General features: G+C 75.2%; 17 protein-coding genes. 12 read left to right on the forward strand and 5 right to left on the reverse strand.

Annotated features, from left to right (window positions below):
• Window positions 1-275: hypothetical protein (locus ABZW03_RS22120; RefSeq protein ID WP_355260809.1), on the forward strand; the 275-nt coding region annotated here is incomplete at its 5' end.
• A 129-nt stretch (window positions 276-404) separates the two neighbouring features.
• Window positions 405-1079, forward strand: coding sequence for a thiol:disulfide interchange protein DsbA/DsbL (locus tag ABZW03_RS22125; protein ID WP_355260812.1), 675 nt, complete (start codon window positions 405-407; stop codon window positions 1077-1079).
• Between the two features lie 101 nt (window positions 1080-1180).
• On the opposite strand, the gene ABZW03_RS22130 is transcribed toward ABZW03_RS22125, so the two are convergent.
• Both ABZW03_RS22130 and ABZW03_RS22135 read right to left on the reverse strand, forming a co-directional pair.
• Window positions 1181-1936, reverse strand: coding sequence for a class I SAM-dependent methyltransferase (locus ABZW03_RS22130; protein ID WP_355260815.1), 756 nt, complete (start codon window positions 1934-1936; stop codon window positions 1181-1183).
• 43 nt (window positions 1937-1979) lie between these two features.
• Entirely contained in the window at window positions 1980-3128 is a 1149-nt protein-coding gene (locus ABZW03_RS22135; protein ID WP_355260818.1) for a glycosyltransferase, read from the reverse strand.
• A gap of 57 nt (window positions 3129-3185) precedes the next feature.
• On the opposite strand from ABZW03_RS22135, the gene ABZW03_RS22140 reads away from it, so the two are divergent.
• Window positions 3186-3956: an aspartate/glutamate racemase family protein gene (locus tag ABZW03_RS22140; protein WP_355260821.1), complete on the forward strand. Its 771-nt coding sequence runs from the start codon at window positions 3186-3188 to the stop codon at window positions 3954-3956.
• Window positions 3957-5035: 1079 nt separating this feature from the next.
• Here ABZW03_RS22140 and ABZW03_RS22145 read toward each other — a convergent pair.
• Window positions 5036-6229: a polysaccharide deacetylase family protein gene (locus ABZW03_RS22145; RefSeq protein ID WP_355260824.1), complete on the reverse strand. Its 1194-nt coding sequence runs from the start codon at window positions 6227-6229 to the stop codon at window positions 5036-5038.
• A gap of 370 nt (window positions 6230-6599) precedes the next feature.
• Between ABZW03_RS22145 and ABZW03_RS22150 the strand changes: the two genes are divergently transcribed.
• Both ABZW03_RS22150 and ABZW03_RS22155 read left to right on the forward strand, forming a co-directional pair.
• Window positions 6600-6872, forward strand: coding sequence for a hypothetical protein (locus tag ABZW03_RS22150; protein ID WP_355260827.1), 273 nt, complete (start codon window positions 6600-6602; stop codon window positions 6870-6872).
• A gap of 245 nt (window positions 6873-7117) precedes the next feature.
• A complete protein-coding gene (locus tag ABZW03_RS22155; protein ID WP_355260830.1) occupies window positions 7118-7606 on the forward strand; it encodes an NUDIX domain-containing protein in 489 nt (162 codons plus the stop codon).
• A gap of 69 nt (window positions 7607-7675) precedes the next feature.
• Here ABZW03_RS22155 and ABZW03_RS22160 read toward each other — a convergent pair whose 3' ends face one another.
• The gene (locus ABZW03_RS22160; protein WP_355260833.1) at window positions 7676-8215 is read right to left on the reverse strand and encodes a PTS fructose transporter subunit IIA; all 540 of its coding nucleotides are present in this window, start codon (window positions 8213-8215) and stop codon (window positions 7676-7678) included.
• Window positions 8216-8622: 407 nt separating this feature from the next.
• Between ABZW03_RS22160 and ABZW03_RS22165 the strand changes: the two genes are divergently transcribed.
• The 4 genes from ABZW03_RS22165 to ABZW03_RS22180 all read left to right on the forward strand — a co-directional run bounded on the left by ABZW03_RS22165 (window position 8623) and on the right by ABZW03_RS22180 (window position 11927).
• A complete protein-coding gene (locus ABZW03_RS22165) occupies window positions 8623-8847 on the forward strand; it encodes a DUF397 domain-containing protein (RefSeq protein ID WP_355260851.1) in 225 nt (74 codons plus the stop codon).
• A 791-nt stretch (window positions 8848-9638) separates the two neighbouring features.
• On the forward strand, window positions 9639-10133 hold the full coding sequence (locus ABZW03_RS22170) for a hypothetical protein (protein ID WP_030288620.1): 495 nt from the start codon (window positions 9639-9641) through the stop codon (window positions 10131-10133).
• A gap of 90 nt (window positions 10134-10223) precedes the next feature.
• Entirely contained in the window at window positions 10224-10307 is an 84-nt protein-coding gene (locus tag ABZW03_RS22175; protein WP_350526312.1) for a putative leader peptide, read from the forward strand.
• Window positions 10308-10475: 168 nt separating this feature from the next.
• Window positions 10476-11927 (forward strand): acyl-CoA dehydrogenase family protein, encoded by a 1452-nt coding sequence (locus tag ABZW03_RS22180; protein WP_355260836.1) that lies wholly within the window; start codon window positions 10476-10478, stop codon window positions 11925-11927.
• Between the two features lie 31 nt (window positions 11928-11958).
• Here ABZW03_RS22180 and ABZW03_RS22185 read toward each other — a convergent pair whose 3' ends face one another.
• The gene (locus ABZW03_RS22185; protein ID WP_355260839.1) at window positions 11959-13089 is read right to left on the reverse strand and encodes an aminoglycoside phosphotransferase family protein; all 1131 of its coding nucleotides are present in this window, start codon (window positions 13087-13089) and stop codon (window positions 11959-11961) included.
• On the opposite strand from ABZW03_RS22185, the gene ABZW03_RS22190 reads away from it, so the two are divergent.
• The 3 genes from ABZW03_RS22190 to ABZW03_RS22200 are packed head-to-tail and all read left to right on the forward strand — an operon-like array spanning window position 13052 to window position 16218.
• Window positions 13052-13252, forward strand: a complete 201-nt coding sequence (locus tag ABZW03_RS22190; protein ID WP_355260842.1) for a Beta-galactosidase C-terminal domain — start codon at window positions 13052-13054, stop codon at window positions 13250-13252. The genes ABZW03_RS22185 and ABZW03_RS22190 overlap by 38 nt on opposite strands.
• On the forward strand, window positions 13249-15462 hold the full coding sequence (locus ABZW03_RS22195) for a trehalase family glycosidase (RefSeq protein WP_355260845.1): 2214 nt from the start codon (window positions 13249-13251) through the stop codon (window positions 15460-15462). The genes ABZW03_RS22190 and ABZW03_RS22195 overlap by 4 nt, the downstream gene beginning before the upstream one ends.
• Before the next feature lie 42 nt (window positions 15463-15504).
• Entirely contained in the window at window positions 15505-16218 is a 714-nt protein-coding gene (locus tag ABZW03_RS22200) for a ribonuclease H (protein ID WP_355260848.1), read from the forward strand.
• The last annotated feature ends 40 nt before the right edge of the window (window positions 16219-16258 follow it).

The raw sequence follows: 16258 nt of genomic DNA on the forward strand, positions 1-16258 counted from the left end.
GCCACCGGCTGGCCCCGGTCGGGGCGGTCGGCTGGAGCAGCACCCGGGTCAAGAGCGGCCACCGGCACCGCTTCGCCGCACCGGCCACCGACACCCCCGGGGACCCGCTCGCCCTCGCCGAGGCGCTGGGCAAGGTGCTCGCGGTCAACCGGGCGGGCCTCGGCGCGGCGGCCCGGGCGCACGCGCTGGAGCACTTCGAGCTGGGTGCCGTCGTGGACGCCTGGCAGCACCTGGTCGCCGAGGTGTGGACGGCGGGCGCGGAGACCGCCGGCTGACCGCGGTGGCCCCGCGGGTGGTCCGCGTCGTCCACGGGGCGCGGCCCAGGTGCTCCGTTCGGGCGAATCCGGCCCGGCAGGGCCGCAGCAACCGGCCGGTAGCGAACCGTCACCAGCACACTGCCCGGTGTGAAAACGACGTCATTCCTGCGGTCCACCGTCCTGCTCGCCGTCGCCGTCGGGATCGCCGCGTCCCCCGTCCAGGCCGGCGCGATGACCCACCAACCCGCCTCCGGGGGTGCCCAGTTCGTCAAGCTCGACCACCCGCAACCGGTCCGCGAGAGCGCCCGGACCGAGGCACTCGAGTTCTTCTGGTACAACTGCAGCCACTCCCAGCTGCTCGAACAGCCCCTGCAGGCCTGGGCGGAGAAGCACCGCACCGACGTCGCGCTGCGCCGCGTCCCGGCCATCTGGCCCGGCAGCGGGGAGGAGTCCGTGCAGCGCGGCCACGCCCGGCTGTACTACACGCTGGAGCGCCTCGGCCTGGTCGACCGCCTCCAGGCCAGTGTCTTCCGTTCGGTGCACGACGAGGGCCTCGACGTCACCACCGAGGCCACCGCCACCGCCTGGGCCGTGCGCCACGGCATCGACGCCCAGGCGTTCGGCCGGACGTACCGCTCCGCCGAGGTGGCGCAGTCGGTCGAGGAGGCCGCCGCCGCCTTCACGCGCTACGGCATCGACGAGTTGCCGACGGTCGTCGTCCAGGGCGAGTACCGCACCTCGCCGACCAAGGCCGGCGGGGTCGAGGCGATGCCCGGGGTGCTCGACCACCTGGTGCGGCAGGAGCAGGCGAAGAAGCACTGAGCCCGCGCTCGCGGTCCGCGCGGTGAATGCGGGCCGGCTCGCTCAACTGCCGTGCCGGGCAGGCATCCTGCCCGGCACGGCGCGGCAGGAGCCGCCCGCGTTCATCCGCTTCCGTCTCGGCGCAGCAGGTACGTGACGAAGCCGAGCGTCCCCCGGTAGCCGTGCAGCCACTCGGCGCGGTGCCGGTCCGCGGCCTCCCGGGCGGCCGCCGCGTCCGGGTGGTCCGGGTGGTCCAGCGCCCACCCGGCCAGCGAGCCCGTCCAGGAGAACTCGTAGTCGTCCCACTCCTGTTCGGTGCTGACGTGCCCGGACACCGGTGTCCAGCCGTCCGCCAGGACCCGGTCGGTGGTCGTCGCCAGGTCCGCGAACTCCTCCCGCGCCGCGCCCAGTCCGTCCAGCGCCGCCCGGGACGGCTCGCGCTGCCAGAACCCCTCGCCGACCAGCAACCGGCCGCCCGGGGCCAGGAGTTCGCGGGCTCTGGCGAGCGTCGGCAGCAGGCCGCCGAAGGCATGGGTGGCGCCGACGCAGAGCACCAGGTCGAAGGGCTCCTTCGTGGTGAACTCCCGTGCGTCCAGGTGGTGCAGGCCGATTCGGCGGAGCACGCCGAGCGCCGCCGCGGTCTCCCGGGCCCTGGTCAGCGCCGCCGGGTCCAGGTCCACGCCCACCGCGCGCCAGCCCGGGCGGGCCGCCAGCGTCCGGAGCAGCCAGGCGCCCTCACCGCACCCGAGGTCCAGGGCCCGGCCCTGCTCCGTCCCGGCCGTGGCGCGGTCCAGCAGCCGGGCCACCGACTCGTCCGCCAGCGGGGCCGCGATCGGGTGGTGGGCATGGGCGAGGCGGGAGATCTGCTGGCGGTCCATCCGAGCAGTATGGATCGGGGCGGCCCGCCGCGCAGCGGGTTTCTCAGGCCCCGGAGTACGTCCGGCCCTTCCAGGCCGCGCCCCGGCCGCGCCAGTGCTGCACCGCCGAGTCCACCGTCATCAGCAGGTACAGCGCCGCGGTGAACGGCAGCAGCAGTACGGCCGCGGGTGGCTGCCCGTAGTACCGGACCATCGGCAGGTACGTGCCCGCCATCAGCGCCCAGGCGGCCCCGCCCGCGGCCGCCACCGCCGGCGCCCCCGCCACCAGGCCGGCCACCGTCGCCACCGGCGGGACCAGGTACACCAGCGCCAGCCCCAGCACCGTCCCGAGCAGCAGCAGCGGCGAGTGCCTGAGCTGGGCGTACGCGCTGCGCGACACCATCCGCCACAGCTGCTCCAGCCGCGGGTACGGGCGCACGCTGTCCACCGCGTCGGCCAGGCCCAGCCAGGTCCGGCCGCCGGTGGCCTTCACCGCCCGGGCCAGCGACACGTCGTCGATCACCGCGCCGCGGATCGCCGCCACCCCGCCCGCCCGCTCCAGCGCCTCGCGCCGCACCAGTGAGCAGCCGCCGGCCGCGGCGGCCGTCCGGGCACCCGGGCGGTTGCTCCGGCGGAACGGGTACAGCTGGGCGAAGAAGTACACGAAGGCCGGCACGATCAGCCGCTCCCAGCCGGTCTCCACCCGCAGCCGGGCCATCTGCGAGACCAGGTCCAGCCCGTTGCTCTCGGCGGCGGCCACCAGCTCGGCCAGCGAGTCCGGGCCGTGCGCGATGTCGGCGTCCGTCAGCAGCAGGTACTCGACGTCCGGACCGGCCAGCGCCACGCCGTGCCGCAGCGCCCACAGCTTGCCGGTCCAGCCGGGCGGCAGCGGGGGAGGGGAGGTGACGGTCAGCTCCAGCCCGTCGATCGTCCGCAGCTCCGCCGCCAGCGCGCCGGTGCCGTCCGAGCTGTGGTCGTCCACCAGGATCACCCGGGCCTGCCCCGGGTACTTCTGGGCGAGCAGCGTCGGCAGGCTCAGCGGGAGCACCGGGGCCTCGTCCCGGGCCGGCACCACGATCGCCGCCCGCGGCCAGCGGACCGGCGGGCGCCGCGGGGGAAGCCGTACGTCGGTGCGCCAGAACGAGCCGTGGCAGCACGCCAGCCAGAGCCAGACCAGCAGGGAGAACGCGGCGATCCACAGCAGGGCGGTCACCCCGGCAGTCTGCCGCAGAACCGGGCCGCGCGGGCGGATCGACTAGAGTCTTGACCCGTGAAGATCGCACTGATGGACTCCGGAATCGGCCTGCTGGCCGCCGCCGCCGCCCTTCGGAAGCTGCGCCCGGACGTGGATCTGGTGCTCTCCTCCAACCCGGCCTCGATGCCGTGGGGGCCGCGGACGCCGGAAGAGGTCACGGAGCTGGCGCTCGGCTGCTGCCGGGCCGCCGCCGCGTTCGAGCCCGACGCGCTGGTGATCGCCTGCAACACCGCCTCCGTCCACGCGCTCGCCGCCCTGCGGGCCGAGCTGGAGCCCGGGCTGCCGGTGATCGGCACCGTCCCGGCGATCAAGCCCGCCGCCGCCCTGGGCGGCCGGGTCGCCATCTGGGCCACCCCGGCCACCACCGGCAGTGCCTACCAGCGCGGGCTGATCCGTGACTTCGGCGGCTCGGCGGACATCACCGAGGTCGCCTGCCCGGGCCTCGCGGACGCGGTCGAGCACGGCGACGACGAGGCCGTGACGGCCGCCATCGCCGCCGCCGCCGCCCGGACGCCGGTCGGCACGGACGTCATCGTGCTTGGCTGCACCCACTATGAACTCGTCGACGACCGCATCCGCGCCGCCGTCGCCCCGACCGCCTCCCCGGCGCTCACCCTGCTCGGCTCCGCCGACGCCGTCGCCGCCCAGGCCCTGCGCCGCGTCGCCGATCCCAGCCGCACCGGCACCGGCACCCTCACCGTCCTCCACGCCGGCGCCCCCGCCACCCTCCCCCCGGCCGCCGCCCTCTACCCCCAGGGCAACACCCTCGCCACCCTCATCGCCTGACCCGGACACGGGCGTCGGCGCACAGGAAGTCGGCCTGGCCGACTTCTCGTGCAGGTGGCGGGTCGCCGCGCGGGGGTGTGGCCAGCCCGCCGCGCAGTCGACCCTTCCGTGCGCGGGCATGTGCCGTGCCGGGCCGCACAGAAAGTCGGCCCGGCCGACTTCTCGTGCAGGCGGCGAGTCGCCGCACGGGGGTGTGACCAGACCGCCGCGCAGTCGACCCTTCCGCGTGCGGGCGTGTGCCGCGCCGGGCCGCACAGAAAGTCGGCCTGGCCGACTTCCCACGCGGCAGTGCAGTATCTACGCGCATAGACCCTGCTCCGTGGTCATGCGGACGCCCTCCCTGGCCGCAGTGCCTGCCCTGCCCGGCGCACAGGAAGTCGGCCTGGCCGACTTCTCACGCAGGTGGCGGGTCGCCGCGCGGAGGTGTGACCAGACCGCCGCGCAGTCGACCCTTCGGCGCGCGGGCGTGTGCCGCGCTCGGGCCGCACAGGAAGTCGGCCTGGCCGACTTCTCGTGCAGTAGCGACCCGGCGGGCTGCTCCACCTCCCCCCGGGTGCTGAAGCTTCTGCGCGCATAGACCTCGCCTGGCCAGGTCGGTGTCTCTCGGGAGGCGCCCCGGGCCATCTCCCCGGCGCATAGGAAGTCGGCCTGGCCGACTTCTCGTGCAGTGGTCGGTCGTGGCTCCCCGGGGGCGACCGGCCTGTGCCTGGCTCTACGCGCATAGAGTCGCGCAGAGGATGGCACCGATAGGGGGAGCCGACCAAGGGACTACCGGTGCACGGAAGGTCGGCCTGGTCGACTTTCCGTGCGGACTTCCCGGCTCGTGCGTGAGTCGACGTTTCGCGAGGCGCGCAGGAAGTCGGCTGGGTCGACTTCTGGTGCCGTGGGCCAGTGTGGATGGCGTCCATGTGCATCGGGCCGTCGCTTGGGCGGGTGTGCACAGGAAGTCGGCCTGGCCGACTTTTGATGCGGGGTTGCCGGGCGCACTCGGGGGCTTGCTAGTGCGGTGGTGGTGGCCTGGCTGCGTGGGAAGTCGGCGGGGCCGACTTCCCACGCAGGGGTGGGGCTGCCGCCCTCGGTTAGGCGACGGCTTGGCGGCGCCAGCGGCGGTAGGCGGGTTCGAGGCCGGAGAGGATGGTGTCGAAGCGGCGGGTGCTGGTGGTGGAGTCGACCTGGAGGCGGCTGATCTGGAGGGGGTGGGAGGGGAGCCGGGGGCCCAGGCGGTGGTCGGACAGGAAGCCGAGGCGGTAGCCGAGCTCCTGCAGGACGGTTTCAGCACGGACGTCGTGCCCGCCGTCCGGGTAGGCGAAGGCGATCGGTGGTTCGCCCAGCCACCGGGTGAGGGCCTCGTGGGCGCCGGTGATCTCGGTGCGCACGGTGTCGTCGTCGCAGCGCCCGAGGCACGGGTGCCCCTGGGTGTGGTTGCCGATGGCGACGCCCCCGTCCCGCAGCGCGAGCAGGTCGGCCGGGGTCAGCTGCTCCTGGCGGGGCGGCCGGCGGTCGGCGCTGGCCCGCAGCTCGTGCAGGCTGCGCCGCCGGTCCGGGTCCGGCATGGCCTTGAGCCGGCGGAGCAGCTGGGACGGGTGTCCGCAGTCGAGCGAGCGGGCCCGGCCCCCGTGCCGGGCGAGGAAGTCGGCCTCGTGCCACCAGAACGGCCGTTCGGTGCCGATGAGCTCCGAGATGACGAACGCGGTGGCCGGAATGCCCCGGGCGTCCAGGGCCGGCAGGGCGTGGGTGAGCACGCTCCGGTCGGCGTCGTCGAAGGTGACCAGGACGCTCCGGGGCGGCAGCGGCCGCCGCTCGGTCACGGCCCGGAGGACCGCGTCGAGCGAGACGGGCGTGGCGAGCCGCTGGAGCCGGTCGAGCTGGGCGCCGAAGGATCGGTGGTCGGTCACCCCGTGGTAGGCGAGCACGGCGAGCCGCTGGGCGGCCCGGGCCCGGAACAGCGGCTGGACGGGGGCGAACCGCAGCCATTCGCCCCGAGCGTCCTGCTGTTCCGTGTCGACGGCCGCCCGGTGACGGCCCCCGCCGTCCCGGTGCGCACCGTGGCGATGCTCGCCGTGGCCGGGCTCGCCGCGCGGATGCCCGTCGTGCGGGCGGTCGGTGGGCGGGCGGTCGGTGGGCGGTCGGTCGGCGGGGCGCAGCCGGTCGGCGGGCCGGCCGATGTCGAGCAGGCCCGCCGGCCACCCGACGGGCGGAGGCAGCGCGCGCACGCCGGGTGCCGGGCGGGCGCGGGCCACGGAGATCGATGGACTGGACTGGGACTGCGGCACGGTTCCCCCTCGTTCGCCGAGCGGCGTGGCGGTACCGCCGGAGGACGGAGCCCGGCCTCCGACTCCAGGGGCAGCGGCTCCGCCCCTGGATATTCCTGTTCTCGGTGGGGGGTTCACACCCGTCCCTCGAACGGCTCCTGGATCACTCAATGCCATTGAGACCGCTGCACCGGACGGATGGTTGTACCGGGGGGACGAGGATTTTTCGTGGACTGATTGTGGAGCCGGAATGCCCGCACGGCCGCCCCGGACACCCTCCGGAGCGGCCCCGCACGCCCCTGACCTGCCCGAATCCTCCGGTCGCACAGCGTGTTCGAGCCTTCACTCCCTGCGGGCTGCCGCTCGCGCCGCCCCGGGGTACCTTGGGCTCATGGCAGATGCGGACCGTGACCCCTTCCATCTCCACGGGGCCTCCCGGATGGCGCGTGCGTGCAGTGGCGGAGCCCTGGTCACCCACCAGCTCCCGCTGACCGTCGTGGGCCTCGCCTGCCTGGCGCTCGGCATCGTTGTGGCCGTGTTCGTGCCGGACAGTGACGGGCCGGCCTGGGCGATGGCGGTGGCCGGCTGTCTGGCCGCCGGGGTCCTGCTGCTCGGCCGGATCGCGTTCGGCGTGTTCCGCGACCGGCGTCGTGCCGCGCTCTGACGCGCACCCAGATCGTCGTACCGGCCGTCACTAGAACAGGTGCATGTCAACTATTCCGTCGATCGCGCTCGGCATTCCGAAACGCAGATCGAACGAAATTGGTCAGACCGACCGAATATCGTCCCGTCTGACAATCTTCGGCCCTCTTCTTTCACCATTTCCGGACGAAGACTTCATCCTGCCCATACTGTGAATACGGCCGCGCGCAGGGGACGGCCCGGAACCGCCCCGATAGGCTGCGGCCCATGGCTATTCCCCCCTTCCTCGCCGAACTCCGCGCCGTCGTCGGAACCCGCCCGCTCTGGCTGAGCGCCGTCGTCGCCGTCGTGCTGGACGACCGCGACCGGGTGCTGCTCGCCCGCCGGGCCGACGACGGCCGGTGGGCGCCGGTCGGCGGCATCCTCGACCCCGGTGAGCAGCCCGCCGACGGCGTGGTGCGCGAGTGCGAGGAGGAGACCGGTGTGGTGGTCGTGCCCGAGCTGCTCGCCTCCGTCACGGTCTCGCCGCAGGTCACGTACCCGAACGGCGATGTGACGCAGTACCTGGTGCTGACCTTCCGCTGCCGTGCGGTCGGCGGCGAGGCACGGGTGAACGACGACGAGTCGCTGGAGGTCGGCTGGTTCGGGCTGGACGAGCTGCCGCCGATGATCGAGAGCGAGCACGAGCGGCTGCGCCACGCCCTGGAGTGCGAGGGCCCGGCGGTCTTCACCTGGGAGGGCAAGGAACGCCCCTGAGCCCACGCCCCTGAGCCCCCGCGCCGCGCGCCGTCCGCTCGCAAGCCGCCCACCGCCCGCCGCACGGGCTCAGCCCTTGTACTGCCGGTAGGCCTCCTCCGCCGCGTCCAGCACCGCGGCCAGGTCCCCGCCCGCCGTGGCGGTCGCGGTCGCGGCCACCGCACCCTCGACGAACGGGGCGTTGGCGAACCGGACCGGGAACGGCAGCCCGTGCTCGTCCGCGTCGGACAGCAGCGCGCGGACGGTGGTGACCGCCCCGCCCAGGTCGGCGAGCACCACCACGCCGTGGCCCTGGTCCACCCGGCGGGTCGCGGCGGCCACCAGGACGGCGCTGATGCCGAGTCCGTCCGACGGGTCGCCGCCGGTCGCCGCGACCGGCGCGGGGGAGTCGGATCCGGTCAACGCGAGCGCGAGGGAGCGTACGGCGGTGGCCAGTTCCTGGCTGTGCGAGACCAGGACGATCCCCACCCGCCCGTGCGCGGGGGGCCGGGCGGGGGTCGGCCGCGGCAGCGGGGTGGGCGAGGGGGGCGTACGGGGTGCCGGGGGATGGGCCGAGGGGGCGTCCGAGATGGGGATGACGTCGGCGCGGGTGCCGTCCCGGCGGCTCATCGGCTGCTCCCTTGAGCGGATCGGTGGGGTTCGGTGAGGGGATCGTTCGGGCAGTGCGGTCGGGCGGTGCGGTCGGGCGGAGCAGGACGGCCAGGACGGCCAGGACGGCCGGGGCGGTCGAACGGTGCGGCGGAGCGGCCCGAGCCCGTCCGCGCGCCCTTCCCGCCCCTCCCGGGCCGGTAAGGCGGTCAGGCGGCGCCCTGGCAGCACTCTGGCAGCTGCCCGCCGCCCCCGCCGGTCGGGACACGCCTCAAGCGTTCCTCCGGCGGTGTCCGTCCCCGCCCGGAGGAGTCCTCGTCAACCCGCTGACCGGGGCCGGGCGGTGTGGCTAGGCTGGCCCCGGAACGCCGTCGGGAGGAGATCGGTCAGTGGGATCCAACAGCGGGACGGACACGGAGGTCGGCGGGGTGCAGCCGGAGCTGGCCCCGAACGGGAAGCCCAAGGTGGACTTCACCGGGGCGGAGTGGCTGTGCAGCAGCCAGGGCGTCGGGGACGTGCAGATCGCCTTCGTGGACGGCTACATCGGGATGCGGGACGGCCGCCAGGAGGACGGGCCGGTCCTGGTCTTCACGCCGGGCGAGTGGCGGGCCTTCGTGCTCGGCGCCCGGGACGGCGAGTTCGACCTCACCTGAGGCCCGCCGGCAGGGCGGTCGGCAGGGCGGTCGGCCAGGGCGGCCGAGCCGCCTTGCCAGGGGGCCCGCCGGGCCCGTCACCACAGGAGCGGACCCCCGATCGACGGGGGTCCGCTCCACGGTGATCTTTCGGTCCGAACATCACAACTGATGATCTATTGAGCGTGCCCCGTCAGAATTTCTGTTGACTGTTAGACAAACGCAGCTCAGAGTATGAGCACGGGCAGACGCCGTGCCCACCGCCCCCACGCGGCCAGACACGGCGCCTGCTGTGCGGCCCGGCAGTGTTGCCAGGCCATCCTCCCAGTCATCCCCTGCGCACCGGGGTGCGTCGGCCGGTCCCGGCCCCACGAGGGGCCGGCAGTCGCCGGGAGGCTGGTGCCGAAGCCGAGAGCGACTCGGATGACGGCACCGATGCTCGGGACCCGCACGCCCCCACGCGGCGGCGTCCCGAGCAGATCCACGGGAGCGACGGGCCGGGGCCCCGCGGATCTGGCTTGTGATGCATGGAACTGTTGGCTTGTGTGTTCGTGCTGTGTGCGATGACGAAGCTGGGTGCTCGGCAGTTCGGCACGACGAGTGCACAGTGAGGGAAACGCGTGTAGGGCCGCGTTGCGACATGCCGTCCCCCCGAAGGGTGAAACCCAGAACGGCTGTCGTGCTGAACCGAACGTAGCCCGGACGGTTGCTCAGAGTCAACATTGGTCTCTGAGCGTCGATCTCCCGCTCGTCCCCCGGCGGCGCCCCACCCACCTCGCGAGCGCGGTGTGCCGGGCACGTACGATGTTCCCATGTCTTTTCTCCGCCGTCGCTCCGGACAGCCCGCCGGCCCGGACTTCGACGTGCTCGCGATGGACCCGGGCGACTGGCCCGGTGACTTCGGTGCGGCCATGATGACCGGTCCGGACGGCTCCTGCCAGGGGATTTTCCTGCGCTACGACCTGTTCGGCGGCAGAGGCCCGGCGATGTTCATCGGCAACCTCCCGGAGGGGTCGCCCGCCCGGGAGACCGGCGACGAGGTGCCCTTCGAGGTGCGGCAGCTGCTCGCGGCGCTGGAGAACGACGAGCCGGTCGAGTTCGTCTCGGCCGAGGACTTCCCGGTGATGCTCGGGGACGACCTGCTGATCGTGAAGAAGGTCAAGGTCAGCGAGGAACGCGTGTTCTGCGCCCAGTTCGGCCGCAGCGACGGCGTCCTGGTCACCATCGCGTCCTGGGACCGACCGATTTCGGACGACCTGTATCAGCTGCTGAAGCCGCTCCCCGCGGACATGTTCCAGCAGGGCTGATCCCGGCGGCTCCGGCCGGCTCCGACCGGCTCCGCCCAGGGGCCGGACGCTGCTTGACGGTATCGATCAACGGTTCGTACAGTCGCGAACATGCCGTGCCGTCTTCCGCTGCTGACCCGTCGCAGGCATCTGGACCTGCGGCGCACCGCCAGCGCGGCGTGTCCGGGCCGCTGAGGGGGATCCGTCCCCCGGCGGCGGGCGATCGGCCGGGTCCCCGGTCGTCGCCGACACCAGGGGGCGGGCCGTGAACCGACCGCCGGGGCCGCCCACCGGAACCGCGCGCCCGTACGGCGTGCCGTCCGCATTCGCCGAGCCCACGCTGCCGCCCGGAGGCACCGCATCATGACGACCCGCGCCGCCAACCGTTCGACCATCGACCGTTCGTTCGACGGCGCCGCCGCGGACAGCGCTCCGGCCGAGGCGGCTCCCGCCGGGCGCCGCTCCCGGACCGCCCGGGCGTCGGCGGGTTCCGACCGGTCCGATTCCGGCCATCTCGAATCCACCGGTTCCACACCCGCCGGTTCCGCCGGCCCCTCGTCCGACCGCACCGCGCCCGCCGGCCCCGCGCCCGCCGCGCCCTCGTCCGACCGCACCGAGCCCGACCGCACCGAGCCCGACCGCACCGAGCCCGACCGCACCGCGGTCGAGGCCGCCCTGGCCGGCCTGCCCCGGGTGGTCGACCTGCTGGCCGCCCGCGCCGAGGAGCACGACCGCGACGCGACCTTCCCGTACCAGGGCATCGAGGCCGTCCACGAGGCCGGACTGCTCACCCTCACCGTCTCCGAGCGGTACGGCGGTCCGGGCGGAACGCTCGCCGACACCGTTCGGGTGCTGTCCCAACTCGGCCGCGGGGACGCCTCGGTGGCCGTGGTCACCGCCTTCACCCTGCTCCAGCACGCCGAGCAGGCCCGCCGGGCCGACTGGCCGACGGCCGGCTACCGGCGGCTGCTCACCGAGTCCCGGCGCGGCCCGGCGCTGGTCAACACGCTGCGCGCGGAGCCCGGTGCCGCCGTGGGCGAGCTGCCCGGGACGGTCGCCCGACGGGACGGCGACGGCTGGCTGCTGACGGGCCGGAAGACCTACTGCACCGGCGCCGAGGCGCTCGCCTGGATGGCGGTGACCGCGCGGACCGACGAGGAGGAGCCGCGAGTCGGCACCTTCCTGGTCCGCGGCGAGAGCGCGGGGCTGGAGATCGACCCGACCTGGGACCAGCTCGGTCTGCGGGCCAGCGCCAGCCACGACGTGGTGCTGGACGGGGTCCGGGTGCCGACCGATCTGGCGCTCGGCCTGACGACCGGTCGCCGGACGGCCCGTCAGAACGCCGACGCCGAAGCCGAAATCTCCCAGGCCTGGCACGACCTGGCGCTCTCCGCGGTGGCGATCGGCGTCGCCCGGGCCGCCGAGGCCTGGCTGATCCGCTTCCTCAACCAGCGCACCCCGGCCAACCTGACCGAGCCGCTCGGCACCCTGCCCCGCTACCGGACCGCCCTCGGCGAGATCGAGGCCCAGCTGATCGGCGCCGAGGAACTGGTCGAGGGCCTGGCCCCCCGGGTGGACCGGGGCGAGCCGGAGGCCGTCGCCCGGACCGGACCGGCCCACCTGCTGGCCACCCGGGCCGCGACGGCGGTGGTCCAGCAGGCCGTCGCCCTCACCGGCAACCCCGGCCTGAGCCGGCGCCACCCGCTGGAGCGCTACCTGCGGGACGTGCTCAGCAGCCGGGTGCACCTGGCCCCGGACGAGACCGTCCTGGAGGCCGCCGGCCGGGCCGCCCTCGAACGGGGCGCCCGGCCGTAGGACCTCGCGGACAGGCCGCCGAACCGGGGGCTCAGCGGGTCCCGACCGCGGCGCGGACGGCCCGGCGGGCGAGCGCCGCGTCGTCGTAGAGCCGGCGGATCATGATCCGCTGCTCCTCGCCGGCGCCCGGCACGTCGTACAGCCGGATCTCCCGCATCAGCACCAGCACCAGGTTCACCAGGAACGCGTCCCGGGCCAGCGTGCCGCCGCTCTGGGCGAGTTGGCTGATCTGGCGGCGGGCCGCGGTGTCCCCGGACAGGACGCTCCAGAGCACCGCCAGGTCGTAGCCGGGCAGGTACCAGCCGGCCTGCTCCCAGTCGACCAGCACCGGGCCGGACGGCGCCAGCAGCATGTTGCTGAGCAGGGCGTCGCCGTGGCAGAGCTGGAGCGGGGTCTGGCCGAGGCCGTGCAGCAGGCCGCGCAGGTCGCCCGCGTCCCGGTCGGTGAGCTGGCCCACCGAGTGGTAGCGGGAGATCTCCAACTGGTAGTCCAGGCGCGGCTGGAAGACGTCGGTCGGCGGCCGCCACAGGTTCAGCGTGCGGACCGCGGTGAGCAGCGCCCGCACCTCGCCCGGGGTGGGCGCGTTGACCGGGTGGCGCTCGCGGGCCGCCGGGCGCCCCGGTACGCGCTCCATGACCAGCACGCACCGGTCGTGGTCGGCCGCCACCAGCCGGGGCAGCCGCACCGGCGGGCGGTGCCGGACGAACGCCCGGTAGACCGCCACCTCGTGGTGGAAGTCGGCCACCAGCTGCTCGAAGTACTCACTCCGCACCGCCTGCGGCGCCAGGCACTTGGCGACCACCGGAGCCCGCCCGATGGTGCCCGCCACCAGGATGTGGCGGCTGCCCTCGCGCAGGACCTGGCGCGGGGTGAACGCGGGACATATCCGCGCGACACTGGCGAGCGCCGCCCGGACCGCCGGGGTCTGGAGCGCCGAGGGATCGATCCGCTCCGGACCGCCGGTCAGGGCGGGCCGCCGGGCCCGCAGCACCTGGCCGTCGGCCTGCCGGGCCAGCGGCATCCGGCCGCCGGCCGGCAGGGCGGGCTCGGGGGCGCGCAGCCCCAGCGCGGTACGGCCGGCGGGGCCCAGCGCCGTACGGCCGGTCGGGACGACCCGGGGGTCCGTGGCCCGGCCCTCGGCGCCGCGCGGGGCCGACGGCACCGGCTACCTCTTCCTGCTCAACCACGGCCCGGACGAGCGCCTCGTCCCGCTGGGGACGCCCGGCACCGACCTGCTCACCGGCACCGAGGCCGCCGGAGCCGTCACCCTCGCGCCGCTCGGCGCCGCCGTCATCCGACTCCCCGCCGCCCAGGAGCGCGCATGAACCCGCTGACCCGCCGCCACTTCCTGGCCGGCTCCGCCGCCCTCGCCGCGGCCGGCCCGGTCCTCGCCGCCGGCCCGGTACTCGCCGCCGTCCCGGCCGAGGCCGCTCCGGGCGAGGCCGCCGAGCCCGGGCCCGCCGTCGGACCGCTGGACGATCGCTACGCCGACGTCCTCGACCTGCACGGCACCCCCGCCCAGGCCTACCCCGGCGACGCCCGCGGCAACAACCCGATCAACGTCTTCGCCGACCTCGGCGCCTGGCACGCCTACGCCCTGCCCCGCCCGGCCGACCGGCCCGGCGGCTTCACCGGCCCGCTGCACCTCGCCCAGGAGTACCCCTGGTGGCTCAGCGACGGCCTGACCCGGATCCAGCTCACCGAACGGGGCCGCCCGCTGGACCTCACCGCCGGCGCACCCGTCCGCGCCACCTCGCTGCCCGGCCTGCTGCGGCTGGCCCACGACCTCGGCGGCGGCCTCGCCCTCACCCTGGAGCTGCGCTTCGCCGGCCCGCGCACCGCGCTGCTCCGGGCCCGGCTCGCCAACACCGGCCCGGCCGTCCGGACCCTGGCCGTCGCCTGGGCCGGCCGGCTGCTGCGCCCGGCCACCGGCCCGCAGCGCGCGGCGCCGACGCTGGTCGCGGCCGAACGCGGCGTGGAGGTCCGCTTCGCGAAGGTCCGGCAGACCTGGGACTACCTCACCGACGGCACCGAGCGCTTCGCCGTCCGCCACGCGGGGCCCGTCCGGGTCGTGCTGAGCGACGACGGCGACGGCCACCGCACCGAGCTCGCCGAGCCGCTGCGGCTGGCGCCGGGGGAGAGCCGCGGCCTGGACTGGACCGAGAGCTACACCTTCACCGAGGCCGAGTACGCCCGCGCGGCGGAGGAGGCCGAGGCCGCGCTGCGCGCCCCCGACCGGATCGCGGCCGAGGGCACCGCCCGCTGGCACGGGTACCTGACCCGGGCCACCGAGGGCGTCCCGGCCGCCCGCCGCCGCACCGCCGTCAAGTGCGTGCAGACCCTGGTGACCAACTGGCGCAGCCCGGCCGGGCGGATCCGGCACGACGCCGTCACCCCCACGCTCTCCTACAAGTGGTTCAGCGGGGTCTGGGCCTGGGACACCTGGAAGCAGGCCGTCGGCACCGCCGCCTTCGCGCCCGGCCTGGCCGCCGACCAGATCCGGGCGGTCTTCGACCACCAGGTCCCGCCCGGCTCCGCCGACCGCCCGCAGGACGCCGGCATGGTCCCCGACTGCGTCTTCTACAACGACCCGGGCACCGGCGGCGGCAACTGGAACGAGCGCAACTCCAAGCCCCCGCTGGCCTCCTGGGCGGTCTGGGAGGTCTACCGGCGCAGCGGCGACCGGGCCTTCCTGCGGGAGCTGCTGCCCAAGCTCACCGCCTACCAGGACTGGTGGTACCGCACCCGGGACCACCTCGGCGAGGGCCTGTGCGAGTACGGCGCGACCGTGGACCCGGCCAACGACACCCCCGAGGCCTGCCGGGAGGCGGCCGCCTGGGAGTCCGGCATGGACAACGCCCCGCGCTTCGACGCCGCCGCCGTGCTCCCCAACCGGGGCGCGGACGGGACGCTGCTCGGCTGGTCGCTCGACCAGCGCTCGGTCGACCTCAACGCCTACCTGGCCGCCGACCACCGCCACCTGGCGCTGATCGCCGCCGAGCTGGGCGACCGGCCCGCCGCCGAGCGGCTGCGCGCCCGGGCCGAGCGGATCGACGCCGCCGTGCGGGACACCATGTACGACCCGGCCGGCGGCTGGTTCCACGACACCGACCTGGCCACCGGCGCCCGGCTCACCGCCCGGGGCCGGGGCATCGAGGGCGCGATCCCGCTCTGGTCGGGCACCGCCACCGCCGCCCAGGCCCGTACCGTCCGCCGGCTGTTGCTCGACCCGGCGGAGTTCGGCACGGCCATGCCGTTCCCGACGGTGGCCCGCAGCTCGGCCTCCTTCGACCCGGCCGGCTACTGGCGCGGACTGGCCTGGCTCGACCAGACCTACTTCGCCGTCGAGGGCCTGCGCCGGTACGGCTGGGAGCAGGACGCCCGGCGCACCGTCGAGCGGCTGCTCGCCTCCGCCGCCGGGCTGGCCGGGGACGGCCCGGTGCGGGAGAACTACGACCCGCTGACCGGGGAGGGGCGCAGCTCGACCAACTTCAGCTGGTCGGCGGCGCTGCTGCTGCTCCTGCTGCGGGGCTGAGCGGCTTTGGCTCCGGGCCCTCCGACCAGGCATGATCGGGGCATGGTCGAACGAGTCATTGCAGCGTGTGACGGAGCAGCCAAGGGCAACCCCGGGCCGGCGGGCTGGGCGTACGTGGTCGCGGACGCCGCCGGGGCGCCCCAGCGCTGGCAGGCCGGCGCGCTCGGGCACAGCACCAACAACGTGGGCGAGCTGACGGCGCTGCGCGAGCTGCTGGCCTCGACGGACCCGGCGGTCCCGCTGGAGGTGCGGCTGGACAGCACCTACACCCGCGACTCGGTGACCAAGTGGCTCAAGGGCTGGAAGCGCAACGGCTGGAAGACGGCGGCTGGCAAGCCGGTGGCCAACCAGGAGCTGATCCAGGCGATCGACGCCCTGCTGGAGGGCCGGGACGTCACCTTCGTGTACGTGCCGGCCCACCAGGTGGACGGCGACCCGCTGAACGCCGTCGCCGACAAGGCCGCCAGCGACGCCGCCCGCACCCAGCAGGACGCCTCCGGCACCGCCGCCGACCTGCCGGTCCCCGACCCGGCCGCCGCCACCAAGGCCCCCAGGGCGCGCGGTGCCCGTCCCGCCGCCACCACCGGCACGGGCACCGGCACCGGCGGCGCCGCCAAGCGCAGCGGCGGCTCGCGCACCCTGAACGCCCGCTTCCCCGGCACCTGCCCGTGCAGCCGCCCGTACGGCAAGGGCGACAAGATCACCAAGGTCGGCAGCTCCTGGGGCCACCCGGAGTGCGCCGCCGCCCACGCCTGACGCCGGGCGCGGCGGGGGAGACGGAAACGCGCGACCGGCC

It is taken from the genome of Kitasatospora sp. NPDC004799 (genome assembly GCF_040609095.1).
Classification (GTDB): domain Bacteria; phylum Actinomycetota; class Actinomycetes; order Streptomycetales; family Streptomycetaceae; genus Kitasatospora.